This window comes from Microbacterium sp. WHRI 7836, assembly GCF_040223885.2.
GTDB classification, from domain to species: domain Bacteria; phylum Actinomycetota; class Actinomycetes; order Actinomycetales; family Microbacteriaceae; genus Microbacterium; species Microbacterium oxydans.
Window position 1 is genome coordinate 3,279,090 of record NZ_CP168171.1, and the last position, 25,420, is coordinate 3,304,509.

The following is a 25,420-nucleotide window of genomic DNA, read 5'->3' on the forward strand; positions in this document are numbered from 1 at the left end:
ACCCACCCCCGCACACGTCAGCGGGAGTGGGTCTCGGCGTTTCCGATGGGTCTCGGCGTCTGGATCAGGAAGTCAGACGAGCCGGGACTTCGGTGAGACCGAGTAGGTGTTCTCGGCGTCGCGGTTGACCGTGTCGCCGAGAGCCTCGTCGATCGCGGTCATCGTGTCGGCGTCGAGCTTCACACCGGAGGCCTTGACGGTCTCGGCGAGCTGCTCCGGACGGGAAGCGCCGACGAGGGCCGCCGCCACGTTCGGGTTCTGCAGCACCCACGCGATCGCGAGTTGCGGCATCGACAGCCCCGCCTGCTCCGCGATCGGCTTGAGGCGCTGCACTGCGGTGAGGATGTCGTCCTGCAGGAAGCTCTTGATGAAGTCGGCGCCGCTGTGCGGGTCGGTCGCCCGAGAGCCCTCCGGAACCGGCTGACCCGGCAGGTACTTTCCGCTCAGCACACCCTGCGCCATCGGCGACCAGACGATCTGCGAGATGCCGAGCTCCTCAGACGCCGGGACGACCTTGCCCTCGATGACCCGCCACAGCATCGAGTACTGCGGCTGATTGGAGATGAGCTGGATGCCGAACTGCTTCGCCAGCGCGTGCCCTTCACGCAGCTGCTCCGCGGTCCACTCCGAGACGCCGATGTAGAGCGCCTTGCCCTGACGGACCACGTCGGCGAAGGCCTGGAACGTCTCCTCGAGCGGGGTCTCGTAGTCGAAGCGGTGCGCCTGGTAGAGGTCGACGTAGTCGGTGCCGAGACGCGTCAGCGAACCGTTGATCGACTCGAAGATGTGCTTGCGACTCAGGCCCGTGTCGTTCGGACCCTTGGGCCCGGTCGGGAAGTAGACCTTGGTGAAGATCTCCAGCCCTTCGCGACGCTGACCCTCCAGGGCCTTGCCGAGCACGACCTCGGCCGCCGTGTTCGCGTAGGTGTCCGCAGTGTCGAAGGTGGTGATGCCGGCGTCCAGGGCGGCGTGCACGGTCTTGACCGCGGCGTCGTCCTCGACCTGCGATGCGTGCGTGACCCAGTTGCCGTAGGTGATCTCCGATACCTTGAGACCACTGTTGCCGAGATAGCGATAGTTGACCATGGACCAACGCTACTGGCTGCCCGCGCCGGCGGGGCCGGATGGAGGCGGACGGCCTCAGTCGGGCGCTGCGGCACCGCTTCGGCGCGCGGAGACCACGGCCCCCACAGCGACGAGCACGATCCCCGAGAGCACACTCACGACATAGAGCGGCACAGCCCAGGGCGAGTAGTCGCCGCCGCTGATGCCGAAGGCGTCGGCGAGCCCCATGCCGGCACCGAACGAGGCCGCGAAGTAGCCGATCGCACCGAGCATCAGCAAGGCCAGGAATCCCATCACGGGGACGAGCGGGTGCGCGCCCGTGCGGACCGCGACGACCGCGAGCACCACGGCGAGTGCGACGCCGATGCCGAGGACGAGAAGAGCCTGACCCGGCATCAGGCTCTCCCCGGCTTCCGACATCGCGAAACGAATCTCGTCGAGCGTTCGACCAGGGGCTGCGGCGAGCGGGTTGAGCACGAGGATCTGCACGGCGGCGAACGCGGCGTAGGCGAGGACGGCGAGCACACCGACGATCGAGATCCACAGAGTCCGGCGCTGCATCCGTGTCATGCGGGTCATGCGGGTCATCCTAGGAACGCATCCCGAGAGTCTCCCGATACTCGCGCCACGCCCCACCGAGACGGCGGGTGCCCTCCTCCAGCACATCGTCGGGCGCGGTGAACGGGATGCGGATATGGTCGTCCGGCGAGACCGACACGGCGAACGCGGCGCTTCCGGCGATCGAGGCGCTGATCACAGGAGCGCACTGGGCACGCACACCGTCCACCGTGGCGCTGATCCGCTCCATCGCCGTCGCCGTCCGCGACGACCCGGCGCTCCGAACCACCCGGATCCGCGACATCGAACCAGAGCAGGCACCACCGATGTCGGAGCGGATTCCTCAGCTCCTCTGAGCACCAGCCGACCGGCTCCCTGCCGCGTGGCTCAGCTCAGCCGATCGTCGGACGAACCAGCTGCTCCTGCTCCTCGAGCGTCTGCGCCTGCGCGCGCTTCTCCGCCCGTTCCCGCTCCTGCGCCTCGGCCGCCTCCCGACGTTCCGCGCGCGTCTGCGGCTCGCCGGAACCGGACTCCGCCTGTATCTCCTGGGATTGATCCGTCACGATCTGCGCACGGTCGCGGAACCCCTCAGCCGTCACCTTGTCGAGGGCGACCTGCTTGCGGATCGCGGCGGCCTTCTCGTAGAGACTCGGGTCGCCATAGCTCGTGAGCACCTTGACCAGCACCGGCAGCAGCTCGATCATGAAGAACAGGGCCGCGATCAGGATGTGCGCCCACAGGATCGTGGGCTCCTTCTCGCTGAGTCGGTTCAGTCCGCTGATCTGGCTGAGCAGGCCGACCGCTCCCGCGTTGCCCTGCGCCACGGCATCGGCGCGCGCGTTGTACGCGGCGAGCGCCTGATCGTAGGAGTCACGAGCCGTCGGCAGCTGCGACTTCGCCTGCTCACGGTTCTGCGCCTCGGACGAGGTGGTGTTCTCCTTGGCCGCGGTGCCGGCGGCGGCGAGCTCCTCGTTCGCGGTGCGCAGCTGTGCGGCGAGCGCGTCGTAGGTCTGCTGTGCTTCGGCGAGCTGGGCCTTGGCGGCATCGGAGCTGGCACCCTGGCCGTTGACGCCGGTGCAGCCGGGAACAGTGCCGGCGCCTTCACCGGTCAGCTCGCACTGATACAGCACCCGAGCCTGATCGATCACGGCCTGCTGGGCGGTCATCTTCGCGGTGACGTCATCGACCGTGGCCTGAGCCGCCGACTCGGTGGCCGACGAGGAGTCGGTTCCTGCGACGATGCCCGTGGCCGCCTGGTTCTCGAGCTCGGCGACCTTGGCGGAGGCCGCGTCGAGCGCGATCTTCTCCGGACCGGACTCGAGAGCCTCCTGGTCGGACTGCGACTGAGTGATGTTGGTGGAGGCGACCTCGCGGGCGATGTCGTTGTGGAAGATCTGCAGCACGAGCGGCTCTGCCACGACGAAGCCGATGATCGCAGCCATGATCACACGCGGGATCGCGAGCCCGATGAGGCGCCAGACGTTCCTCGTCGAGCTCATGGTCGAGGTGAGGAAGCGGTCGAGGTTGAAGATGATGAGCGCCCAGACCAGCGCCAGCGGCACGGCCAGCCAGACGGCCGCCTGCACACCGGTGGTCAGGGCGAAGAGCATCGAGATCGCGGACACCAGAGCGGTGCCTGCGAGCACGAAGAACATCTGCACGAAGCGGGGCGTCTCACCGGGGACACGGTCGAGGATCTCGCCCTCCGCACCGCCGAGGATCGCGAGGGTGCGAGCGCGCGAGCCGGGAGCGCGGGGTTCGCGCTTCTTGCGGGGCCGGCGGACACGGGGCGCACGTGCGGGCTTGACCGGGGCGGATGCGTCCGGGGCGGGCTCTGCGGTCTCTTCTGCGGTGACGGCGTCGGCGATCGGGGTCGCCTCGGACGAGGACGCGTCTCGGGCGGCGTCTTCGGGTCCGGTGGGCTCGAACTCGCGCAGGAAGTCGAGGTCATCCGTGACGGCGTCGGGTTCGCTGTCGAGGATGATCCGACCCTGCGAGTCGTAACGACCCGGTCGATGGGCGGAATAGGGCATTCGAACAATCTACGAAAGATCGCCTGTGGAAAACGTGGAAGAGTCCTTTGCGGCCTCTCAGGTTGGCTGCTCCCGTCGCGATATTCCAGCCATCTGCGGCCATTCGGGTGTCATATCGCGACCGGAGCGGCGTCAGAGCAGCCGGTCGAGCGCGGCAGCGTAGGTCGCGAGCGCCGCGTCGAGGGTGAAGTGGCCGGCGGCGGCGAGGGTGCCCAGCCCGTGGATCAGCCCCCACAGCGCCACCGCATCGGTCGGACGATCGAGGCCGGCGGCGACGGCTGCCTGGGCGAGCACGGCTTCGAGTCCGTCGATCAGCGGGGCCATCGTGGCCGTGGGCGAGCCGGGGATGCAGACCGTGGGGTCGTACACCGCGTCGAACGCATGCGGATGCTCGACGGCGAAGCGGATGTATGCGCCGCCGCCGGCGGTGAGCGCGGCCTCGGGCGTCGACGCGGACTCGGTCGCCGTACGCACCTGTTCGAGGAGGTCGGCCATGCTGCGTTCGGCGATCGCCTTGAGCAGTCCGAGCCGGTCGGAGAAGTGGTGGTACGGGGCGTTGTGGCTCACGTTCGCGGCCCGTGCGACCTCGCGCAGGCTGATCTCGGCCGCGGGCATGCGCTCCAGCAGCTGCATCGCCGCGTCCTCGAGCGCACGGGCGAGATCGCCGTGGTGATAGCCGTCCTTCGAACTTGACATGAGCAACATCCTCTCCTATCTTGACAGTGTCCACCAGCTTGACACTGTCCAGATAGGAATCAGCCATGCCCGCTCTCGTGATCGACGGCCACCCCGACGCCCGCTCCCTGACCGCGTCGCTCGCGCAGCGCTATGCGGCGGGGCACGGTGACGCACGCGTACTCGCCCTGCGGGACCTCGACTTCGACCCGAGCCTGCGCTTCGGCTACCGCGAGCGCATGACGCTGGAGCCCGACCTCGTCGACGCGAAGCGTGCGTTGCAGGAGGCCGATACCGTGGTCATCGCGACGCCGCTGTGGTGGGGCTCCGTCCCGGCGCTGCTCAAGGGCTTCTTCGACAGGGCCCTGCTACCGCAGCAGGAGTACCGCTACAACAAGCTCGGGCTCCCCGACGGGCTGCTGCCGGCGCGGCACGGCCGGCTGCTGCTGCTCGCGGACACGCCCTGGTTCTTCGCACCGTTCACGGGACTGCCCGCGCAGACCCACGTCGCCCGCGGAACGATGCGCTTCTGCGGGATCCGCTCGGTGCGCACCCATCGCATGCTCGGCGTCAAGGATGCGACGCCCGCGACCATCACCCGGTGGCTCGACCGCGCCGAACGACTCGGCGCCGCTGACGGACGCCGCGACGGCATCCCTCAGGCCGACTCGACGCCTCGGGCCGACTCGACGCCTCAGGCCGACTCGACGCCTCAGGCCAGTGCGGCGGAAGCCGCCTCGTCCTCGGTCGTGGCGACGAGCTGACCGCACGCCCCGTCGATCTCCTTGCCGCGGGTGTCGCGGAGGGTCGTCGGGATGCCGGCGTCGTTGAGCCTGCGCACGAACTCGTCCGTCACATCCTTGTCCGACGACGTCCAGATGGAGCCGGGGGTCGGGTTGAGCGGGATCGGGTTCACGTGCACCCACCCGCGTCCGCGCTGGTTGAGCTTGTCCGCCAGCAGGTCGGCGCGCCAGGCGTGGTCGTTCATGTCCTTGATCAGCGCGTACTCGATCGAGACGCGACGACCCGTCTTGGCGTAGTAGTCGTAGGCCGCGTCGAGGGCCTCGCCGACCTTCCACCGCGAGTTCACCGGGATGAGCTCGTCGCGCAGATGGTCGTCCGGGGCGTGCAGCGAGAGGGCGAAAGTGACCGGGATGCCCTCATCGGCGAGCTTCTTGATCGCGGGTACCAGGCCGACGGTCGAGACCGTGATGCCGCGAGCGCTCATGCCGAGGCCGTCGGGCTGCGGGGCGACCATCGTGCGCACGGCGTCCATCACGCGCTTGTAGTTGGCGAGCGGCTCACCCATGCCCATGAAGACGATGTTCGAGACACGCTCCATGCTGTGGTCGTCGGCCTTCTTGCCGCCCAGGCCACCCTCGGCGATCAGCCGGTTGGCCCGCACGATCTGCTCGATGATCTCGGCGGTCGACATGTTGCGGGTCAGTCCCGCCTGTCCGGTCGCGCAGAACGGGCAGTTCATGCCGCAGCCTGCCTGGCTCGACACGCACAGCGTGATGCGGCCGGGGTAGCGCATGAGCACCGATTCGACCAGGGCCCCGTCGTGCAGGCGCCACAGGAACTTGATCGTGTCACCGCGGTCGGTCTCGAGGCGTCGCACCTCGGTGAGCAGCGGCGGCAGCATCCCGGCGACGAGCTGCTCCCTGGTGTCCGCGGGGAGGTCGGTCATCTGCTCGGGGTCCGACGTGTAGTGCCGGAAGTAATGCGTCGCGAGCTGCTTCGCACGGAAGCCGGGCAGGCCGAGCTCCTTCACCCTGTCGATGCGCTCGGCCGGGGTGAGGTCGGCGAGGTGCACGGGGGGCTTCCCGCGCTTGGGGCTCGCGAACTGCAGGAGCGGGCGCCCTTCGGCATCCTTCTGCTGCGTCCAGCCCTCGGTCGCAGGGCGCACCTGCGGCTTCTTGGTCTCGCGGACGGCCCCCGAACGCGACGACGCGGGTGCTGCGGGGCGCGTCTCGCGCGTGCGGGGAGTCTCGGTCATACCTTCCAGGGTACGCGGTGGCGGATGGGAAGACCCCGGGCGCGAGCGGCTGCCTCCCTAGACTGAGGCCATGGATGCCGTGCTGTGGATCATCGCGATCGTCGTCGGCCTGATCGTGGTCGTCGCCGTCCTCGCCGTGGCCGTCCGGGGGATGCGCCCGAAACTCCCGGATCCCCCGGGGTTCTCCACCGCCCCGCACACCGCCCCTTCCGCCTCCGCCGCTGCGACTCCAGGGCTGACCCCGGAGGTCGTCGCCGAGGTCGACCGCCTCGTGGTGGCGGGTCAGAAGATCCACGCCATCAAGCTCTACCGCGATCACTCCGGCGTCTCGCTCAAAGACGCGAAGGACCGTATCGAGCACTGGTCGGTCAGCACGACGGCTCCGCACCCCGCAGCCGTCTCTCACACGACCGCGCCGCATTCGTCGATCACCGCGACCCCGTCGTCGGTCCGCGCCTCGCTGCCGCCGTCGGTGGCCTCCACGATCGACGCGCAGGTCGCGGGCGGCTCGGCCATCGCGGCGATCAAGACCCTCCGCGAGCACACGGGGCTCGGACTCAAGGAGTCCAAGAACGTGATCGACGCCTGGCCGCACACCCACACGTCCTGATCGAGTTGTCATTACAGGCTGCGCCCAGGAGAATGGACGAGCCCGCCCGATGAAGGAGCCCCATGCCCGACCGTCTCGACCGCGCCCGCACGACCGGCATCCTCGCCGTCCTCCGCGCCCCCTCCCCTGAACTGGCCCTCGAGGCCTCGGAGGCGATCATCCGCGGCGGGGTCACGGGCATCGAGGTGACCTTCTCCACTCCCGACGCCCCCGCCGTCATCCGCGAGCTCATCACCCGCCACGGCGACGCCGCCTACGTCGGGGCCGGCACCGTCACCACGGCCGCGCAGGCCGAGCAGGCTGCAGACGCGGGAGCCGAGTTCCTCGTGAGCCCCGGCACCCTGCCGCACCTCACGCGCAGCATGCTCGACACGGGCCGGGTCGTGATGACCGGCGCCATGACCCCGACCGAGGTCATGGGCGCACTCGAGCTCGGCGTCGACGTCGTGAAGATCTTCCCCGCATCGCTCGGTGGCCCGTCGTACCTCGGCGCCCTGCGCGGACCGTTCCCCGACGCCCCGCTGATGCCCACCGGTGGCGTGAACCCCGACAACCTCGCCGCCTGGTTCGCCGCCGGAGCGGTCGCGGTCGGTGCGGGCGGAGACCTCGCGAACGGCGCGTCGATCAAGAACGCCGACTGGACCGATATCGAGCAGCGCGCCGCACGATTCGCCGCGGCCCTCACCGCCACGCGCGAGTGACACCACGCGATCGAGCACCGCACACTCCCCATCGTTTGGTATACCGGATGCATGGGTGCGCGACGGATGCTGTCGATCGGCGCCGTCGCGATCGCGCTCTTGACCGCGACCGGCTGCACGTCGGCCATGCCTCCGTCGGCACCTGATCCGCGCTCATCGACCCAGGAGCCCGCCATGACCGACGCCACTCGCGATCTGCTCGCGGCCGCAGCGTCCGGAGACGCCTCCGCCGTCAGGAAGGCGATCGACGACGGGGCGGACCTCGAGGCACGGGGACCTGGGGGCATGACCGCACTGATCGCCGCGACGAAGGCCGATCACGTCGACGCGGCGCGCGTTCTGATCGACGCGGGTGCGGACGTCAACGCCAAGGACGACATCCAGGACTCCGCCTACCTGTACGCCGGTGCGCGGGGACACGACGAGATCCTCCTGCTGACGCTCGACAACGGCGCCGACCTCGCAAGCACGAACCGCTTCGGCGGAACGGCACTGATCCCCGCCGCCGAACGCGGACTCCTCTCGACCATCGCCATCCTGCTGGAGGCCGGTGTCGACCCGAACCACATCAACGACCTGAACTGGACGGCGCTGCACGAGGCGATCGTTCTCGGCGACGGTTCCTCCACCTACGTCGACGTGGTGCGCGCGCTCATGGACGGCGGAGCGGACACGAGCATCCCCGACGGGGACGGCGTGCTCCCGGTCGATCTCGCCACAGCACGGGGCTACGACGCGATCGTCGCCGAGCTCGAACGGTGATCGCCCTCGACCCGTGGGCCTGGGCCGCGCTCGCGGTGGCCGCGGTGACGATCGGCATCTCGAAGACGGCACTGCCCGGCGGGAGCATCCTGGCCATCGCCCTGTTCGCCGCCGTGCTGCCGGCACGCACCTCGACGGCGGCGACCCTCCTGCTCCTGATGGTCGGCGACCTGTTCGCCCTCACCGCCTACCGTCGCCACGCGCACTGGCCGACGCTGCTGCGGCTCGCTCCCGCGGTGATCGCCGGGCTGCTGGTCGGCTTCGCGTTCCTCGCCCTCGCCGGCGACGGGGTGGTCCGTCGGGCGATCGGCGTGATCCTGCTGCTGATGATCGCCGTGACCCTGTGGCGTCGGTGGCGGCAGAGCAGAGCGGACGCTGTGGCTCCCCCGTCCAGCGGCATCATCCTCGCGGGCGCCTACGGAACCCTCGGCGGCTTCACCACCATGGTCGCCAACGCCGGAGGCCCGGTCATGTCGATGTACTTCCTGGCCACCCGCACCCCCGTGCAGGTGTTCCTCGGCACGTCCGCCTGGTTCTTCGCCATCATCAACGTGATCAAGGTCCCCTTCCTCGCGGGCCTCGGGCTGTTCGAGACACCCGTGTTGCTGATGGATGCCGTGCTCGCCCCGCTCGTCGTCGTCGGCGCGCTCCTCGGACTGCGAGTCGCCCGCCGCATGAATCAGCGCGTGTTCGACCGCATCGTGATCGCCCTCACCATCCTCGGCGCGGTCTACCTGCTGTTCTGACCACACCCACACCACGCGCCCTCACCCCCCCTCCCGCCAAAACGGAGACGAACCAAAACGGAGACGAACCAGTTCAGTGCGGCGTGGCGTCGCCCGACACGCGGCCCTGACGTCGGATGGTCTCTGTTTCGGCCTCCGACTTCGGCCTCCGACTTCGGGCAGCTGGGGCAGCTGGTGCAGCAGGGAAGCTCAGTCGAGGAAGATGTCCGGGAACAGGGCGGTGTCGGGGGTGCCGGGGATCGCCGCATAGCGGGAGAAGTCGGTCACACCGTCGGCTTCGAGCACGTCCTCCACGATGAGGGTCTGCCCCGTGTACGACACGGCGGGCTTGAGCAGCACGGCATAGGCGGCGTCCGCGTAGATGTCGGGCGTGCGGCTCGCGGCCATGACCTTGTCGCCGCCGAGCAGGTTCTGCACCGCGGCAGTGGCGATCGTGGTGCGCGGCCAGAGCGTGTTGGCGGCGATCCCGTCGCGGGCGAACTCGGCGGCGAGGCCGAGCGTCGCCATGGTCATGCCGAACTTCGCGAGGGTGTAGCCGGTGTGCGCGCCCAGCCACTTCGGTGACGGATTGAGGGGCGGCGACAGCGAGAGGATGTGCGGGTTCTCGGCATCCTTCAGGATCGGCACCGCCGCGCGGGAGAGCATGAACGTCCCGCGCACGTTGACGTCCTGCATCAGGTCGTACTTCTTGGCGCTCAGGTCGAGCGAGCGGGAGAGATCGATGACGCTGGCGTTGTTGATCACGATGTCGATGCCGCCGAACTCACCCTGCGTCTTCAGGACCGCTTCGGTGATGTCGTCGTCGTCGCGCACATCGCCGACGATCGGGAGAGCCTGGCCGCCCGCCGCACGGATCTGCTCGGCGGCGGTGTGGATCGTGCCCTCGAGCTTCGGATGCGGGGTGTCGGTCTTCGCGAGCATGGCGATGTTCGCACCGTCGGCGGCGGCTCGCAGCGCGATCGCGAGGCCGATGCCGCGGCTGCCGCCCGACATCAGGATGGTCTTGCCTGCAAGGGACATGTGTTCTCCTGGGTTCTCGATCGCGAAGGGGAGGGACAGGCGCGGGGTCAGCGCGGCGCCATGCGGATGGCGCCGTCGAGGCGGATGGTCTCGCCGTTGAGGTAGCCGTTCTCGACGATCTGCTGCACGAGGGCGGCGTACTCGTCGGGGCGGCCGAGACGGGACGGGAAGGGCACCTGCTGACCCAGGGAGTCCTGGGCCGCCTGCGGGAGGCCCATCAGCATCGGCGTCTCCATGATGCCGGGGGCGATCGTGCAGACCCGGATGCCGTAGCGGGCGAGCTCGCGCGCCACCGGAAGGGTCATCGCGTGCACGCCGCCCTTGGACGCGGAGTACGCGGGCTGGCCGATCTGCCCGTCGAACGCGGCGACGCTCGCGGTGTTCACGATGACACCGCGTTCCTCGTCGTGCAGCTCGTTCTTCGCGATGACGGCGGAGGCCTGGGAGATGACGTTGAACGTGCCGACGAGGTTGATCCGGATCACGCGCTCGAAGTCGGCGAGCACGGCCGGGTTGCCCTCACGGTCGAGCACCTTGGCGGGTGGGGCGATCCCGGCGCAGTTCACGACGACGCGCAGCGGTGCCGCCGACTGCGCGGCCGCGACGGCCGCCTGCACCTCCTCGGCGTTCGTGACGTCTGCCGCGACGAAGAGACCGCCGAGCTCGTCCGCGACCTCGGCGCCCTTCGATGAGGCGAGGTCGATGATCGTGACGTGCGCGCCCGCTGCGACCAGTCGTCGCGCCGTGGCGAGCCCCAGCCCGGAGGCTCCGCCGGTGATGAGTGCACCCTGTCCACTGATCTGCATCTGATGTTCTCCTTCGAACGCCGTCGTGCGACATGCCGTGATGGAACGCAGTATCAGCCTACGTGGTTCCTGGTATCACCACGACTCTGAGCAACTGCGTCGCGACCGAGCCTAGTTCCCGTCTCCCGCTCGAAGGAACGCGATAGGTCGTGGGAGTAGGATCCGGAGAATGCGCCGCCCGCCCGGGATCCACCGATCCACGGCGACTGTCGACCAGCCGGTGATAATGCGCCTCATTACCACCGTGAGCCTGGCGCTCCTGCTCCTCTTCGCCTTCGCGGTGACCGCACACGGCGATGCCGGGGAGAACGGCGCGGCCCCCTCGCTCGCCGCCGCGGCCATCGATGCGTTCGACGACACCGCCGCGATCGGCGACACCGCCGCGTTCGACGACACCGCCGCGATCGGCGCCGACGCCGAAACGGACGAGGCCCAGGTCCAGGCCGCATTCCCGGTCGCCGTCACGAGCACCCTCGTCGGTGCCGCACTCTGCATTCTCGGGGTGCTGTGCGGCCTCGCCGCGATGCTCCTGCTTTCTCGCGTCCTCGGGCGCCCCGGACAGTTCTCGACCCTCCGGGAGACACCGCGCGCGCTGCGCTCAGATCCGGCTTCTCCCCTGCACCCCTGCGGGACCGCGGTCTCCCTGATCCGGCTGGGTCTCTCCCGAACCTGATCGTCGAAGGGCCGTCACCAGAACGGCGTCTTCCGCCGGTGTCGCGCGGCTCCAAGGCTTCCTGCCTCGAGGGGCCACGCCCCGACATCCGGATCGCGCCCGCTCCCACGCCCGCTCCCGCTCCGAATCCCGCGACCCCCTCGTGACGACATCCGAGGCCACGCCCGCGCTCACCCCTTCGAAGGAGACCCCATGAAACGCACATCGAACGACGGCGAACCGCTCGCTCCGGACAGGCGAGGACGGTGAGCCGGCCGGTCGGCACGGCCTCTCGGCCGGTCCGCACGGCGATCGCTGCAGCCGCTCTCAGCGCCCTGATCGTGTTCATCGGTGCGGAGTCGGCAGCGGCCGGGGAGCAGCGCAGTGTCGTCGGCGCCCAAAGCCGCACAACGACCACCGCTCCGACTCCCACCCCGACCTCCACTCCCACTCCCACTCCCACCACCGGCACCACGCATGAACAGCAGAACGGCGAACAGCCGGTGGAGCGCACCGATCTCGGCTTCCTCGGCGTCGCCTTCCTCTTCGGGATCGGTTTCCTCCTCGCTGCGGGAGCGCTCGGCATTCTCGTCTCAGGGCGCGCGCGGCGTCGGCGCGACCGCGCGGACGCCGCTGCGAGGGAAGAGGGTTCCGATGTCGCGTGAGAACAGTCCCCGGTACGGGATCGCCTTCGTCGTCGCCGGCATCGTCGTGCTCATCGACCAGGCGAGCAAGGCCGCCGCGATCGCAGGACTCAGCCGGACGGAGCGGATACCCCTGCTGGGTGATGCGCTGGGCCTGCAGCTCGCCTTCAACCCCGGCGCGATCCTGTCGCTCGGGTCAGGGGCGACGTGGGTGCTGACCGTGGTGGGCGTGGCTGCGGTGGCCGCGCTGTTCGTCGCCGCGACGCGCGCGCGCACGAGGAGACGGGCGTGGGGGTTGGGCTTCATCCTCGGAGGTGCCATCGGGAATGTGCTCGACCGTCTGCTCGCACCCCCCGGATTCGGTCGCGGTCACGTCACCGACTTCCTCGCCTACGGGAACTGGTTCATCGGGAACCTCGCCGATGTCGCGCTCGCGATCGGGGGTGTCGTCCTCGTCGTCGGGCTCTTGCTCGACCAGCGTGCGGCAGCGCGGACGACGCAGACCATCGACCGGACGGACGGCTCGCGGGAGGACGCGGCCGGATGAACGACTGGATGCCCGATGCCCCGCCGACCTTCGCAGACTTCCTCACACCGGTCGTCTTCAGTCCTGCCGCTGGGCCGTTCCCCCTCCTACCCCTGGTCGCGGTAGTGCTGGCGGTCGCCTATCTGGCCGGGGCGCTCCGGTTGTGGCGGCAGCACCGTCGGTGGCCCGTCTGGCGAACCGTCGTATTCCTCCTGGGGTGCATCGCGCTCGCCGCCACCACGGGCCTCGGGGTCGAGGTGTACGGCTATGCCCTGATGTCGGTGTTCATGTTCCAGCAGCTCACGCTCATGATCGCGATCCCTCCGCTGCTGGTCCTCGGCTCACCGGGCACGCTCCTCCTGCGGGTGACACCGCACCGCGGGCTGGGCGCCGTCGTGCTGCGTATCGCGCACGGAGGGCTCCGCAGCGGGATCGCCCGGTGGATCCTGAGCCCGTGGATCGCGCTGCCGATGTACCTGATCGCGTTCTACGGGCTGTACCTGGCCGGTCTCGCCGATCGTGTGCTCGCAGCGCCCGGAGGCCACCTCGCTCTGGAGGTCGGGTTCCTCGTTATCGGGATCCTCTTCACCATCCCGGTACTGAGCTCCGATCCCCTCCCGGTGCGGCTCGGGCACGGCGGTCGCGCCCTGGACGTCTTCGCCGAAGCGGCCCTGCACGCGTTCTTCGGCGTCTTCCTGATGATGGCGACCACCATGCTCGTCGACCACTTCGTCGCACCGACTCTGGCACTCGGGATGAATCCGCTCGAAGACCAGCAGCTGGCCGGCGGGCTGGCATGGTCGTACGGCGAAGCCCCGACCCTGCTGATGCTCGTCTACGTGATGCACCGGTGGTTCCGCGACGACACGGCACGCGCCGCCGCGGCCGATCGCTATGCCGATGCGCACGGCACCACTGAGCTCGACGCCTACAACGCCTATCTGGAGGGCCTCCGTGACGACCGCCGCTGAGCCGGCGGTGCCTGTCGGGCAGGATGGACGGATGAGCATTCCCTCCGCTTCCCTCGACGTGCCGATGAAGGTTCGCGAGCTCGCGCGCGGTGCCGCGCTCGAGCCGGTCTGGCTCAACGGGATCGGCGGGCTGACCTTCCGCACCGACGACGGGCGGTACATCAAGTGGGGCCCACTCGACGACGAGGCGAACATGCGCGACGAAGCCGAGCGCATGAGGTGGGCACGAACGTGGATCCCCGTACCGGAGGTGATCGAGCAGGGCCAGGACGACACGCACGAGTGGCTCGTCACGGTCGCGATCGATGCCCGCAGCGCCGTCGACCCCCGCTGGGCCGACCAGCCGGAAACCGCGGTGCGAGCGGTCGGGGTCGGCCTGCGGATGCTGCACGATGCCCTGCCGGTGGCCGAGTGCCCCTGGGAGTGGAGCACGCAGTGGCGGATCGCCAACGCCGCCGATCGCGGCACGGTCGTGCCAGAGGATCTGCTCCAGGAACCGTCGATCGACCGGTTGGTGGTGTGCCACGGCGACGCCTGCATGCCGAACACGCTTCTCGACGCGGAAGGCCGGCCGGCCGCCTTCGTGGATCTCGCCGCTCTCGGTGTCGCCGACCGCTGGGCCGATATCGCCGTGGCCTCGATGAGCACGATGTGGAACTTCGGCGAAGGCTGGGAGGACACACTGATCGAGGCCTACGGCGTCGACCCCGATCACGAGCGCCTCGAGTACTACCGTCGACTCTGGAACGAGACGTGAGCGTCGCATCCGCCGGTCGGCCGCGTGTGCTCGGTCCGGTCGTCGACGACATGACCCGGTGCGTGCACTATCGGGGCCCGACCGACATCATCGCGATCCGCTTCGCTTGCTGCGGCGAGTACTACCCGTGCCACCGCTGCCACGAGGAGACCGTGAAGCATGCGGCGCAGCAATGGGCGGCCCATGAGCGCGACAGACGGGCGATCCTCTGCGGTGCGTGCGGGCATGAGCTCACGATCGCCGAGTACTTCGCGGCGACGGCATGTCCACGGTGTTCGGCGCTGTTCAACGAGCGGTGCGCACTGCACCGTGAGCACTACTTCCAGCTCGACCGGAGCTAGCTCCAGACGAAACGGAACGTCCCGACGAGCACGGCGGCGGCGAGCGCAAGTGCCATGATCGCGATTCCGCCGATCACCGCCACCGCATCACGCGGGTGCAACCGGGAGGGACGCGACCAGGTGCGCGGAATGCCGGAGCCGAAGCCCCTGGCCTCCATCGCGAGCGCCAGCTTCGAGCCGCGCCGCACCGCGAACACGAGCAGCACGAACGCCATCGAGAAGAACCGTCGCAGCACACCCCGGTCGCCCACACCGCGCGCGCGACGGGCCAGGCTCATGGTGCGCCAGTCATCGAGGAAGAGCCCCAGCATGCGCGTTCCCGCGAGGATGCCGAGCACGAAGCGGCTCGGGAGCTTGGCCACCTGCGCCAACGCGTCGGCGAGCTCGGTCGGGTCGGTGCCGCCGAACAGCAGGATCGTGGGGAGTCCGAGCGCGATCACTCGCAGACTCACCGCGATCGCGAGCGTGATGGAGTCGTCGCTGATCGTCGCGAAGCCGAACGTCCAGTAGATGCGCCCTGCCGGTTCCGCATACAGCAGCATGCTCACACCGGCGATCGGGGCGAAGATCGCGATCGGCAGCAGGCGCTTCAGCACCGTCGACAGACGCAGCCCCGTCAACGGCAGGCAGAGCAGCTGCAGGACGATCGCTGCCAGCGCGCTCGTGATGTCGATGGAGGCGAACAGCGGCACGGACAGCAGCAGGGCGAGCAGCAGCTTCGTCACCGGGTTCACACCGTCGAGCCAGACCGGGCGCACGGTCTCGGTCGCCGTCACGACGACGACCCCAACTCGATGCGATGACCGCCCAGGTGTCGGATCACCGCGTCGTCGTGTGTGACCGCGATGATCGACCGGCCACGCGCGATCTCCTCCTGCAGCAGGGCGACGAGCGAGATCCACCCGCGGCGATCCTGTCCGAACGTCGGCTCGTCGAGCACGATGACCTCCGGCGCCCCGGCCAGCACAGTGGCGACCGACAGCCGCCGCTTCTGCCCTCCGGAGAGCGTGAACGGGTTGGCGAGGGCGAGCGGGGCGAGGCCCAGGCGTTCGAGAAGACCGTCAACGACCGCATCCGTCTTCGCCTGATCCCAGCCGAGCGCCCGTGGCCCGACCGCGAGCTCGTCGCGAAGGGTCTGGGCCAGGAACTGGTGCTCCGGCTCCTGGAACACCATCCCGATGCGGGTGAGCAGCTCGCGCGAGGTCCAGCGGATGGGGCGCGTGCCCTTGCGCCCCGCCAGCTCCGGTGCCGACCGCACCTCTCCCGCCTGCTCCGGGATGAGCCCGGCGAGCGTGAGGGCGAGCGTCGACTTGCCGGCGCCGTTCGGCCCGGTGATCACCGTCGCGTTCGCCCGCGGCACGCGCAGGTCGAGCCCGCGCTGCACCGGCGCTCCGTGCTCCCGTCCGATCGTCAGGGCGGATGCGATGAGCGCGTCCGGTGCCGACACCTGCTCCAGCACGGGCAGGTCGATCCCCCGGTCGGGCACCCACACCCCGGCGTCCGCCAGCACATCGCCGTATGCCGCGAACACCTGGGCCGGTTCCCCGTCGGCGAGCAGTCCGCCGTCGGCCGCGAGCACGATCACCCGCGTCATCAGATCGACCCAGATCGGTGTGCGGTGCTCGACGACGATCAGCGTCGCACCGGTGGAGGCGACGGCATGTTCGACGCTCGCCCGCACCTCGCGCACACCCTCGGGGTCGAGGTTCGCCGTCGGCTCGTCGAGCAGCAGCAGCCCTGGGCGCATCGCGAGCACACCGGCGAGCAGCAGTCGCTGCTTCTGTCCGCCCGACAGGGCCTTCGTGGGGCGTTGCAGCGGCACATCGAGCCCGACGGCATCCAGCGCCTCCGCGACGCGACCGGGGATCTCGGATGCGGGCACACCGAGGTTCTCGCACCCAAACGCCACGTCGTCGCCGACCTTCGACAGCACGATCCCCGCATCGGGGTCCTGCAGGACGAGGCCCACCTGACCGTGCCGGGATTCGGGGGCGGCACCGTCGATGTGCAGCGACCCGGTTCGCACCCCTTCGTCGTCGCCGCCGAGGACCCCGGCCAGGCCCGCGAGCAGCGTCGACTTCCCGGCACCGGAGGCGCCGAGCAGCAGCACCCGCTCACCCGGTTCGATCGAGAACGAGACGTCCTCGACGGCGGGGAGCTTCCGACCGGCGTACCGCCAGCCCCAGCCCGCAGCCTGCACGCGGGCCGGGGCGGCGATGGTCACGGTCAGACCTCGCGCACGTGCTCTCGCCCGACGGCGAAGCGGTTCAGTGCACCGGTGACGGCCAAGGCGCGCACCAGCAGCCAACCGACGACACCCGCCAGGATCGCCCCGGAGACGACAACGCTGACCAGGTAGATCGTGTTGAACTCGACGGACTTCAGGATGTTGGGTGAGCTGCCGTAGAACAGCTCGAACACCCAGGCAGCCACCGCTGCACCGACACCGGCGAGCGCGGCGACCGCGATCCCGAAGCGCCGGTAGAAGAACAGGGCGAAGATGATCTCCGCGCCGAGTCCCTGCACGATGCCGGACAGCACGGTCGAGACGCCCCACACGTTTCCGATCAGCATCGACACGATCGCTGCGACGAGCTCGACGACCAGCGCCGCACCGGGCTTGCGGATGACGAGGCCGCCGACGACGCCGCCCAGCAGCCAGATGCCGACGGCGATACCGCCCAGTCCCGGCGTCAGAGCATCGGCCGCACCGAACCAGGCGTAGCCGATCGTGTTCCATCCCCAGAACACGAGGCCGATCGCGACGCCGAGGACGGCGGCAACGACGATGTCGACGACGCGCCAGCGCCAGATCGATGTGCGGTGCGGATCCTGTGCGGCGGCGGATGCCTGCTGCGTGGATGCGGACGTGGGCGTACTCATCTGAACTCCTCCCTGCGCTGGCATGACCCAGATCAGGTTCGACGGTCGAAGCGCGATTCGCTCCCTCTCAGCCCGGCTCGCCGGACTCCCGTGGTTGTGCTGACGATCCTACCGTCGGCGACACCCCCGTGGCGACAGGGCCCGGCGCCGCGGAACACGCGCGGGATTGGGTACCGTAAACGAGTGACCGCATCAGATCCCGCCGACGAGGCGACGGGCGTCGTCGGCGACGACGGCCCTGCCCCCGCCGACACCGCCGACACCGCGACAGGCGGATCGGTGCTGACGGCCGAGCAGACGTCGCCTGGAGCGGATGCTCCGGGGACGGTCGTAGACCCGGAGCCCGTCGTTCCACCGGAGGCCGTGAGCGCCCCGGAACCGGCCACCCCCGCGCTGACGAAGCCGCCGTTCATCCCTCGCGACCGCACGGTCCCGGATCCTTCCGGCGAACTCACCGCGTCGGAGACAGCCGCGCCCCAGTGGGCCGACGACACCACGACGGCCACCGCTCTCACCTGGGTGGACGCCGCGACCGTCGCCGAGCACACCGCCACGGCCACTCTCGACGACACCTCGGAGGCCGAGCGATCGAGCGGTCTGCTGCGCGGTGCGCGTCTTCGCCCCGCCATCGCCCGCCCGGGTGTCCTGGTCCCGCTGGCCACGCTCGCCGGTCTCGTCGCCGTCTACGCCGGCACCACACTGCTCTGGCCCCTCCACGAGGTGCCGCCGACGGTGCAGTCGGTCGAGTTCGCGACGACTCCCGCCGCTGCCGCCGCCGTGACCTGGCCGACCGAGGGTGCGGGTGCCGTCGGCATCGCGGGCATGACGACGGCGGCTTCGGTGCCCGACGCCGTGAGCATCGCGAGCATCACCAAGGTCGTCAGCAGTCTGATGGTGCTCGACCGCATGCCGCTCGCTGTCGGGGAGCAAGGACCCGAGTTCTCGTTCACCCGCGCCGACAGCGTGAAGTACTGGGACTACCGGCGCAGTGACCAATCCGCCCTCGACGTGCCCATCGGCGGAGTCCTCACGGAGTACCAGCTGTTGCAGGGGACGCTCATGGGTTCCGCGAACAACTACATCGATCGGCTCGCGACCGAGATCTGGGGCTCCGAGCGCGAGTTCGCGAGGGCTGCAGAGGTGTGGTTGCGCGAACGTGGCCTGACCGGAATCACCGTGGTGACCCCCTCCGGCTTCGACGAGCGCAACGTGGCCACGCCCGAGGCCCTGGTGGCGCTCGGCGAGCGTGCGATGCAGAACCCGGTCTTCGCCGAGATCGTCGGCACCAAGTCCGTCGACCTCCCGGGTGCGGGCACCGTCGTGAACACGAACGGCATGCTCGACGATCCCGGTGTCGTCGGCATCAAGACCGGCACCCTGGTCGGCTGGAACCTTCTCACCGCGAAGGACCTCGTGATCGGTGACACCACGGTGCACCTGTTCGCCGCGGCGCTGAATCAAGCCGGAGACGACGAGCGACTCGCTCTCACGCGTTCCCTGTTCGCCGAGGCGGAATCCGCACTGGAGGCGCAGGCGCCGGCCGTCGCGAAGGACACCGTGGTCGGCAGCGTCACGACTCCGTGGGGCGAGCAGGTCGACGTCATCACCGAATCCGACGCCGATGTGGTGCTCTGGAACAGCGCGACCGCGACCGCCGCGACCGCCTTCGACCTCGGCGAAGAACGCGAACAGGGTGACACGGTGGGCACGCTGACCACGGCAGGACCGGTCAACACCACGACGACTCCGCTGGTGCTGGCCGCGGATGTCGAGGGGCCGAGTCCCTGGTGGCGTCTGACCCACCCGCTCGAGCTGCTCGGGATCAGAGCCGACCAGCCCTGACGCACTCCCCGGCGATCGCCTACGACGACGCCCCACCCCGCGTGAGCGGCGGTGGGGCGTCGTGCGTTGATGCCGTAGGTCAGGAGCGGTGATCGGAGCCGTCAGCGCCGTCTTCCAGCAGGGCCTGCGCCGCGGCCGTCTCGACTGCCGGCACCTGTGCGCCGACGGACGCGCCGGCCACAGCGGCTGCAGCCTCCGCGCCCGCAGCATCGGTGTCGCCCGCTTCGCCGGTGACGACGACCGGCGTCGTTCCCGTGAGAGCGTCTTCGGCGTCGATGTCGGTCGCGGCCTGCTCGAACTGCGACTGGTACAGACGCCAATAGGCGCCCTGCGCGGCGATGAGCTCGTCGTGCGTACCCTTCTCCACGATGTCGCCGTGCTCCATCACCAGGATGAGGTCGGCATCGCGGATGGTCGACAGCCGGTGCGCGATCACGAACGACGTGCGCCCCTCTCGGAGCGCGGCCATCGCGTGCTGCAGCAGCAGTTCGGTGCGGGTGTCGACCGCCGACGTGGCCTCATCGAGGATGAGGATCGACGGCTGTGCGACGAACGCCCGCGCGATGGTGATGAGCTGACGCTCACCGGCCGACACGTTCGCTGCATCCTCGTCGAGCACCGTGTCATATCCCTCGGGGAGGGCGTGCACGAAGCGGTCGACGTAGGTGGCCCTGGCTGCGGCGAGGACCTCTTCATCGGTCGCGGTCGAGCGACCGTAGCGGATGTTCTCGCGGATGCTGCCGGCGAACAGCCACGGGTCCTGGAGCACCATGCCGGTGCGCGATCGCAGCTCGTCGCGGGTCACCTCGGCGATGTCCTGCCCGTCGAGCATGATCCGTCCACCGCTGAGCTCGTAGAAGCGCATGATCAGGTTGACCAGCGTCGTCTTGCCCGCACCGGTCGGACCGACGATCGCGACGGTCTGACCCGGCTCCACCCGGAACGACAGATCACGGATGAGCGGACGATCCGGCGTGTACGAGAACGCGACGTTCTCGAACTCGATGACGCCCTTGCCCTCCACGAGCTCGGGAGCATCGGCGTCGTCGGCCTCCTGCTCCTCGGCGTCGAGCAGTTCGAACACACGCTCGGCGGAGGCGGTGCCGGACTGCACGACAGCGGCCATTCCGCCCAGCTCGGACAGCGGCTGCGTGAACTGCTGCGAGTACTGGATGAACGCCTGCACGTCGCCGAGGCGGAGCTGACCGTTGGCGACCATCAGACCACCGAGCACCGCGATGCCCACGTAGCTGAGGTTCCCGACGAACATCATCGCCGGCATGATGATGCCGGAGAGGAACTGCGCCTTGAAGCTCGCCTGGAACAGCTCTTCGTTCTCGTCCTGGAACTTGTCCAGTGCGTCCTTCTCGCGACCGAAGACCTTCACCAGCGCGTGGCCAGAGAACGCCTCCTCGACACGGGCGTTGAGCCGCCCGACCTTGCGCCACTGCGTGCCGAAGGCCTTCTGCGACCGCGGTCCGATGATGCCGAAGATCACGCCCATGAGAGGCAGCGTGATGAGGGCCACGAGGGCGAGCTGCCATGAGATCGAGAACATCATCACGAGCACGCCGATCACGGTGAGCACCGAGGTGAGTGCGCCCGAGAGCGACTGCTGCATCGTCTGCGTGATGTTGTCGATGTCGTTCGTGACGCGCGAGATCAGCTCGCCGCGCTGCACCTTGTCGAAGTACGCCAGGGGCAGGCGGTTGATCTTCGCCTCGACCGATTCGCGCAGTCGCCACATGGTGCGCACCATGATCACGTTGATGACGTAGCCCTGGATCCAGGTGAGGAAGGCGGCGGCCACGTAGATGCCGAGCACGGCGGCGATGACGAGCCGCAGCGCGTCGAAGTCGATGCCCTGGCCGACCGTGAAGTCTCCCAGCGCGCCGACCTGGTTCGCGAAGTCGTCCTGTCCGCCTGCCCGCAGCGCGTCGACCACCACGTCCTGCGACGTGCCGGCGGGGAAGCCGGGGAAGCCGTCGGTGGGCTGACCGAGTTGGATGGAGATGAAGCCCTTGTAGACGAGGTTGGTCGCCTCGGCGAGCACCTTGGGCGCTGCGACCGTCAGGACCACGCCGATCGCGCCGAGGATCGACACGAAGACGAACCAGATGGCCGAGGGCTTCAGCAGCCCGATCATGCGCGCGAAGCTGGGGCCGAAGTTGTCGGCCTTGCCCGGTGCGACGCTGTCCCAGTCGCCGGAGTTCTGACGCGCCTGCTCGGCGAGCTCGGCCTCGTACTTCTCCTCGGCGGTCAGCTCGACCTCGGCGACGGACGAAGCTGCCTTGCCGCGGCCCCGCTTGGCCTTGCGCTGGTCGTCGTTCTGCGCGCTCATGCGTCCACCCCCAGCTGCGATTCGACGATCTCTCGGTAGGTGTCGCTCGTCTCGAGCAGCTCCTCATGCGTGCCGACGCCCACCATGGTGCCGCCGTCGAGCACGACGATGCGGTCGGCATCCGTGATGGTGGAGATGCGCTGGGCGACCACGATCTTCGTGACGTGCGGGAGTTCCCGCCACAGCGCTTGGCGGAGCCGCGCGTCTGTCGTCAGGTCGAGAGCGGAGAACGAGTCGTCGAAGACGAGGATCTTCGGCTGGTGCACGATCGCGCGGGCGATCGCGAGCCGCTGACGCTGACCGCCGGAGACGTTCGTGCCGCCCTGGGCGATGCGGGAATCGAGACCGTCCGGCATCTCCTCCACGAAGTCACGACCCTGTGCGATGTCGAGCGCGTGCCACAGCTCTTCGTCGGTGGCCTCCTCACGGCCGTAGCGCAGGTTCGACGCCACGGTGCCGGTGAAGAGGAACGGACGCTGCGGCACCAGGCCGATGCTGTCCCAGAGCGACTCGACGTCGGCCTCGCGCACGTCGGTGCCTCCGACGTGCACGGATCCGCCCGAGACGTCGAAGAGCCGAGGGATGAGGGAGATCAGCGTCGTCTTGCCCGAACCGGTGGAGCCGACGATCGCGACGGTCTCGCCCGGCTGGGCGGCGAAGCTGATGCCCGTGAGCACCGGCGAGTCCGCCCCGGGGTAGGTGAACTCGACGTCGTCGAGCGCCACGGATCCGGGGACCGGGAACTCGGTGACTCCGTTCTCCGGACGCACGAGGGTGGACTCGGAGTCGAGCACCTCGCCGATGCGCTCGGCCGAGACCGCCGCGCGCGGGATCATCATCGCCATGAAGCTCGCCATGATGACGCCGCCCATGATCTGACCGATGTACTGCATGAAGGCGAACAGCGTGCCGACCTGCACCGTGCCGTTGTTCACCTCGATGCCGCCGAACCAGATGACCGAGACGACCGTGACGTTGAGGATGAGCATGAACAGCGGGAACAGCAGCACGAAGAGCGAGCCGACCTTGCGGCCCACGACCATGATGTCGGTGTTCGCCCCGCGGAAGCGCTCCTCCTCGATGCGCTCGCGCACGAACGCCCGCACCACGCGGACGCCCGTGAGCTGCTCGCGCATGATGCGGTTGACGTTGTCGAGCTTGCCCTGGTAGCTGCGGAACAGCGGCACCATGCGGCCGATGACGAGGGCAGCCAGGATGAGCAGCAGCGGCACCGAGACGGCGATCAGCCAGCTGAGTCCGACGTTGGTCTGGACCGCGAAGAAGATGCCGCCGATTGCGAGCAGCGGTGCCGTGACGAGCATGGTCGCGCCCATCATGGCCAGCATCTGCACCTGCTGCACATCGTTCGTGTTGCGGGTGATGAGCGAACCGGCACCGAACTGCGACACCTCACGCTCGGAGAAGCCGCTGACCTTGCCGAAGACGTCGGCGCGGATGTCGCGCCCGGCACCCATCGCTGCACGCGCGGCGAAGTAGGTCGCGGTGACCGAGGCGATGATCTGCCCCAGCGAGACCGCGAGCATGAACAGACCGGTGCTCCAGATGTACCCGGTGTCGCCCCGGGCGACGCCCTTGTCGATGATGTCGGCGTTCAGGCGCGGGAGGTAGAGGGTGGCTGCCACGCTCGCGAGCTGGAACACCAGCACGGCGAGCAGCAGCCATCGGTATCGGGAGAGATAACGGAGGAGGATTTTTCCCAGCACAGGCGGACTTTCTAGGAAGGATGAAACGGCGGATTTCTCGGCAGACGGATGCCGACCGACAATCGGCCACAAGACAGAGTGCCACGATCCGCGGACATTCGTATCCCCCTCATGGTGGACCTTCGCTCACAGCGAACCACTTCCCCGTCCGATCTGCGGTTTCTGCACGCGGACGAACAAGTGCGAACGACAGCCGTCCAGAACTTTGTACTCAACCACCGGTACAACTTGTGATAAACATGTGACACAAAGAGAGGAGCATTCATGCTCGCTATCACCGCATCTCCGCTCGTCACCACCGACTGGATGGCGACAGACCCATCACTGCCCGCCCCTGGGCTCGCACTCACCCTCCTCTCGATGCCCTGGGTGTCCCTGATCCTCGCCGCGCTCATCGCGATCGGCATCTCGGTCTCTCCCCGCTGGAGAGCACGCGCGGCGAACCGCGCACGGCTCGCGACGACCACCTCCGACAGGGTGTCGGCGCGATACTCGCCAGAGCACCGCGCTCTGGGCGTCGTCGCCCTCACGATGATCGCGGTCGTCATCACCGAGAGCCTCGTCTCCGGCTACGCGGTGAATCTCAACGGCGTCGTCTCCTGGTGGCGGTACGCCCTGCCCGTGTTCATCGCCGGCGTCGGGGTGGCGGTCCTGATCGCCCTCATCGCGACGAGAGGCACCTCCTCCCCGGAGCGTCCGGTGGTCTCCGCCCGGCGCACCTGGCTGACGTTCACCTCGCCCTTCGCATCGGCGTGCACTGCGGCATCGATCCTCGCGCTCACGGCCACCACGTTTCTCGCCGGGCTCGCCTCCTCGAACATCGACGGCGGTCCGTACGTGTTCCTCGAGATCGACGTCCCCAACGCGACGATCGATCCGATCCGACCCTGGTTCTACGGGTGGGCGTACGGCGTCCCCGTCCTCGTCTGCACCGCCGCACTCGTCGCCGTGGTCGTCGCCGCGATGCATGCCAGCGCGGCTCGCCCGTTCCTGCGGGCCGAGACCGTCCTCGCCGAGCAGCACGAACGCCGCGACATCGCGACGGGCATCACCCGGGTCGCGACATCCGGTGCGCTTCTCGCACTGGCGGGGGCGTGGCGCTTCATCGCGGAAGCTGGTTCCGGAACGACGCTCACTATCCAGGGCGACGACGGAAACGCGTCCTACGAAGCCTTCTGGCGATACGGAGAGGTCGCGGCCGTCGGCGGGTGGCTGGCCCCGGCGATCGAGATCGCGGCATTCGTCCTACTGCTCCTGGTGAGCGCGCAGCTGTGCCCACCGGGGCACGACGCGGAACCGGCGGACGCCGCCGAGCTCTCGATCGACCGGGAGACCGCGCAGTGACCCCGACCCCTCGACTGTCGATGGCGGACGACGGCAATCCGGCGCTCGACATCTACCGACAGCTCCGCGGCCTCATCGTCTCGGGGCAGCTCGGCGCCGGCGAGCGGCTGCCGACCGTGCGGCAGACGGCGAGCGACCTGGGAGTCGCGCCGGGAACCGCGGCACGGGCGTACAAGATGCTCGAAGGCGAGGGGCTCGTCGTCTCTCGCACGGCGGCGGGCACACGGGTCGCCGAGACAGCCGGTGTCCTTCCCGCTTCGGTGATCCGACGCATCCGCGAGCTGGTCGATGAAGCTGTCGCCGTGGAAGCGGATCCGGATGATGTGATCGACGTGCTCCGCACTGTCTGGCAGTCGCGCACGGTCACCTCGGACCCCGCATCCGCCCCGACAGCTGTGGATGCGTAGCCGACGATCACTC

Annotated in this window: 27 protein-coding genes and 1 riboswitch; of the genes, 14 read left to right on the forward strand and 13 right to left on the reverse strand. The window is 69.1% G+C overall.

The genetic code is table 11. The features are described 5' to 3' along the window. Positions 1-72 precede the first annotated feature (72 nt). The 5 genes from ABRP18_RS15910 to ABRP18_RS15930 all read right to left on the reverse strand — a co-directional run bounded on the left by ABRP18_RS15910 (position 73) and on the right by ABRP18_RS15930 (position 4,352). Positions 73-1,086, reverse strand: coding sequence for an aldo/keto reductase family protein (locus ABRP18_RS15910; protein ID WP_349885004.1), 1,014 nt, complete (start codon positions 1,084-1,086; stop codon positions 73-75). A 54-nt stretch (positions 1,087-1,140) separates the two neighbouring features. Then, positions 1,141-1,644, reverse strand: coding sequence for a hypothetical protein (locus ABRP18_RS15915; RefSeq protein ID WP_349885005.1), 504 nt, complete (start codon positions 1,642-1,644; stop codon positions 1,141-1,143). Positions 1,645-1,654: 10 nt separating this feature from the next. Next, positions 1,655-1,873, reverse strand: coding sequence for a hypothetical protein (locus ABRP18_RS15920; protein WP_349885006.1), 219 nt, complete (start codon positions 1,871-1,873; stop codon positions 1,655-1,657). Between the two features lie 142 nt (positions 1,874-2,015). After that, positions 2,016-3,656 carry a DUF4407 domain-containing protein gene (locus ABRP18_RS15925; protein ID WP_058631671.1) on the reverse strand — a complete coding sequence of 547 codons (1,641 nt, stop codon included), beginning with the start codon at positions 3,654-3,656 and terminating at the stop codon, positions 2,016-2,018. Between the two features lie 132 nt (positions 3,657-3,788). After that, positions 3,789-4,352, reverse strand: coding sequence for a TetR/AcrR family transcriptional regulator (locus ABRP18_RS15930; protein WP_349885007.1), 564 nt, complete (start codon positions 4,350-4,352; stop codon positions 3,789-3,791). Between the two features lie 65 nt (positions 4,353-4,417). On the opposite strand from ABRP18_RS15930, the gene ABRP18_RS15935 reads away from it, so the two are divergent. Further along, entirely contained in the window at positions 4,418-5,095 is a 678-nt protein-coding gene (locus tag ABRP18_RS15935; RefSeq protein WP_113680154.1) for an NAD(P)H-dependent oxidoreductase, read from the forward strand. Here the strand turns inward: ABRP18_RS15935 and rlmN are convergent. After that, entirely contained in the window at positions 5,044-6,330 is a 1,287-nt protein-coding gene (rlmN, locus tag ABRP18_RS15940) for a 23S rRNA (adenine(2503)-C(2))-methyltransferase RlmN (RefSeq protein WP_349885008.1), read from the reverse strand. The two genes, ABRP18_RS15935 and rlmN, sit on opposite strands and share 52 nt — an antisense overlap. A gap of 70 nt (positions 6,331-6,400) precedes the next feature. On the opposite strand from rlmN, the gene ABRP18_RS15945 reads away from it, so the two are divergent. From ABRP18_RS15945 to ABRP18_RS15960, 4 genes are all read left to right on the forward strand, one after another. Continuing rightward, a complete protein-coding gene (locus ABRP18_RS15945; RefSeq protein ID WP_113680155.1) occupies positions 6,401-6,940 on the forward strand; it encodes a ribosomal protein L7/L12 in 540 nt (179 codons plus the stop codon). Between the two features lie 62 nt (positions 6,941-7,002). Then, positions 7,003-7,641 carry a bifunctional 4-hydroxy-2-oxoglutarate aldolase/2-dehydro-3-deoxy-phosphogluconate aldolase gene (locus ABRP18_RS15950; protein ID WP_058631675.1) on the forward strand — a complete coding sequence of 213 codons (639 nt, stop codon included), beginning with the start codon at positions 7,003-7,005 and terminating at the stop codon, positions 7,639-7,641. 174 nt (positions 7,642-7,815) lie between these two features. After that, positions 7,816-8,403, forward strand: a complete 588-nt coding sequence (locus tag ABRP18_RS15955; RefSeq protein ID WP_257021913.1) for an ankyrin repeat domain-containing protein — start codon at positions 7,816-7,818, stop codon at positions 8,401-8,403. Continuing rightward, positions 8,400-9,149, forward strand: a complete 750-nt coding sequence (locus ABRP18_RS15960; protein ID WP_113680157.1) for a sulfite exporter TauE/SafE family protein — start codon at positions 8,400-8,402, stop codon at positions 9,147-9,149. The genes ABRP18_RS15955 and ABRP18_RS15960 overlap by 4 nt, the downstream gene beginning before the upstream one ends. 189 nt (positions 9,150-9,338) lie before the next feature. Here ABRP18_RS15960 and ABRP18_RS15965 read toward each other — a convergent pair whose 3' ends face one another. Then, positions 9,339-10,169 (reverse strand): NAD(P)-dependent oxidoreductase, encoded by an 831-nt coding sequence (locus tag ABRP18_RS15965; RefSeq protein ID WP_349885009.1) that lies wholly within the window; start codon positions 10,167-10,169, stop codon positions 9,339-9,341. A gap of 47 nt (positions 10,170-10,216) precedes the next feature. After that, positions 10,217-10,975, reverse strand: a complete 759-nt coding sequence (locus ABRP18_RS15970; protein ID WP_046747505.1) for an SDR family NAD(P)-dependent oxidoreductase — start codon at positions 10,973-10,975, stop codon at positions 10,217-10,219. Positions 10,976-11,201: 226 nt separating this feature from the next. On the opposite strand from ABRP18_RS15970, the gene ABRP18_RS15975 reads away from it, so the two are divergent. The 6 genes from ABRP18_RS15975 to ABRP18_RS16000 all read left to right on the forward strand — a co-directional run bounded on the left by ABRP18_RS15975 (position 11,202) and on the right by ABRP18_RS16000 (position 14,866). Further along, complete coding sequence (locus ABRP18_RS15975; protein ID WP_349885010.1) at positions 11,202-11,648, forward strand: hypothetical protein; 447 nt, start codon at positions 11,202-11,204, stop codon at positions 11,646-11,648. 245 nt (positions 11,649-11,893) lie between these two features. Further along, the gene (locus tag ABRP18_RS15980; RefSeq protein WP_349885011.1) at positions 11,894-12,292 is read left to right on the forward strand and encodes a hypothetical protein; all 399 of its coding nucleotides are present in this window, start codon (positions 11,894-11,896) and stop codon (positions 12,290-12,292) included. Continuing rightward, entirely contained in the window at positions 12,282-12,818 is a 537-nt protein-coding gene (locus tag ABRP18_RS15985) for a signal peptidase II (protein WP_058631681.1), read from the forward strand. Before ABRP18_RS15980 ends, ABRP18_RS15985 begins: the two co-directional genes overlap by 11 nt. Beyond that, positions 12,815-13,768 (forward strand): cytochrome c oxidase assembly protein, encoded by a 954-nt coding sequence (locus ABRP18_RS15990; protein WP_230977791.1) that lies wholly within the window; start codon positions 12,815-12,817, stop codon positions 13,766-13,768. The genes ABRP18_RS15985 and ABRP18_RS15990 overlap by 4 nt, the downstream gene beginning before the upstream one ends. A 31-nt stretch (positions 13,769-13,799) precedes the next feature. Beyond that, positions 13,800-14,525 carry an aminoglycoside 3'-phosphotransferase gene (locus ABRP18_RS15995; RefSeq protein WP_058631683.1) on the forward strand — a complete coding sequence of 242 codons (726 nt, stop codon included), beginning with the start codon at positions 13,800-13,802 and terminating at the stop codon, positions 14,523-14,525. After that, on the forward strand, positions 14,522-14,866 hold the full coding sequence (locus tag ABRP18_RS16000; RefSeq protein WP_349885012.1) for a CHY zinc finger protein: 345 nt from the start codon (positions 14,522-14,524) through the stop codon (positions 14,864-14,866). Before ABRP18_RS15995 ends, ABRP18_RS16000 begins: the two co-directional genes overlap by 4 nt. Here the strand turns inward: ABRP18_RS16000 and ABRP18_RS16005 are convergent. From ABRP18_RS16005 to ABRP18_RS16015, 3 genes are all read right to left on the reverse strand, one after another. Next, on the reverse strand, positions 14,863-15,642 hold the full coding sequence (locus ABRP18_RS16005; protein ID WP_113680161.1) for an energy-coupling factor transporter transmembrane protein EcfT: 780 nt from the start codon (positions 15,640-15,642) through the stop codon (positions 14,863-14,865). The two genes, ABRP18_RS16000 and ABRP18_RS16005, sit on opposite strands and share 4 nt — an antisense overlap. Further along, a complete protein-coding gene (locus ABRP18_RS16010) occupies positions 15,639-17,090 on the reverse strand; it encodes an ABC transporter ATP-binding protein (protein WP_374168951.1) in 1,452 nt (483 codons plus the stop codon). Before ABRP18_RS16010 ends, ABRP18_RS16005 begins: the two co-directional genes overlap by 4 nt. A 2-nt stretch (positions 17,091-17,092) precedes the next feature. Further along, positions 17,093-17,749 carry an ECF transporter S component gene (locus ABRP18_RS16015; protein ID WP_046747499.1) on the reverse strand — a complete coding sequence of 219 codons (657 nt, stop codon included), beginning with the start codon at positions 17,747-17,749 and terminating at the stop codon, positions 17,093-17,095. Next, positions 17,742-17,851, reverse strand: a riboswitch (TPP riboswitch). It overlaps the preceding gene by 8 nt. Positions 17,852-17,932: 81 nt before the next feature. Between ABRP18_RS16015 and ABRP18_RS16020 the strand changes: the two genes are divergently transcribed. Then, a complete protein-coding gene (locus ABRP18_RS16020) occupies positions 17,933-19,591 on the forward strand; it encodes a D-alanyl-D-alanine carboxypeptidase family protein (RefSeq protein ID WP_061016864.1) in 1,659 nt (552 codons plus the stop codon). Positions 19,592-19,670: 79 nt separating this feature from the next. Here ABRP18_RS16020 and ABRP18_RS16025 read toward each other — a convergent pair whose 3' ends face one another. Together ABRP18_RS16025 and ABRP18_RS16030 are read right to left on the reverse strand one after the other, a co-directional pair. Next, a complete protein-coding gene (locus ABRP18_RS16025) occupies positions 19,671-21,932 on the reverse strand; it encodes an ABC transporter ATP-binding protein (protein WP_058631686.1) in 2,262 nt (753 codons plus the stop codon). Next, a complete protein-coding gene (locus tag ABRP18_RS16030; RefSeq protein WP_058631687.1) occupies positions 21,929-23,656 on the reverse strand; it encodes an ABC transporter ATP-binding protein in 1,728 nt (575 codons plus the stop codon). Before ABRP18_RS16030 ends, ABRP18_RS16025 begins: the two co-directional genes overlap by 4 nt. A gap of 264 nt (positions 23,657-23,920) precedes the next feature. Between ABRP18_RS16030 and ABRP18_RS16035 the strand changes: the two genes are divergently transcribed. Next, positions 23,921-25,000 (forward strand): hypothetical protein, encoded by a 1,080-nt coding sequence (locus ABRP18_RS16035; RefSeq protein WP_349885013.1) that lies wholly within the window; start codon positions 23,921-23,923, stop codon positions 24,998-25,000. Next, the gene (locus ABRP18_RS16040; protein WP_349885014.1) at positions 24,997-25,407 is read left to right on the forward strand and encodes a GntR family transcriptional regulator; all 411 of its coding nucleotides are present in this window, start codon (positions 24,997-24,999) and stop codon (positions 25,405-25,407) included. The genes ABRP18_RS16035 and ABRP18_RS16040 overlap by 4 nt, the downstream gene beginning before the upstream one ends. Positions 25,408-25,420: the final 13 nt, after the last annotated feature.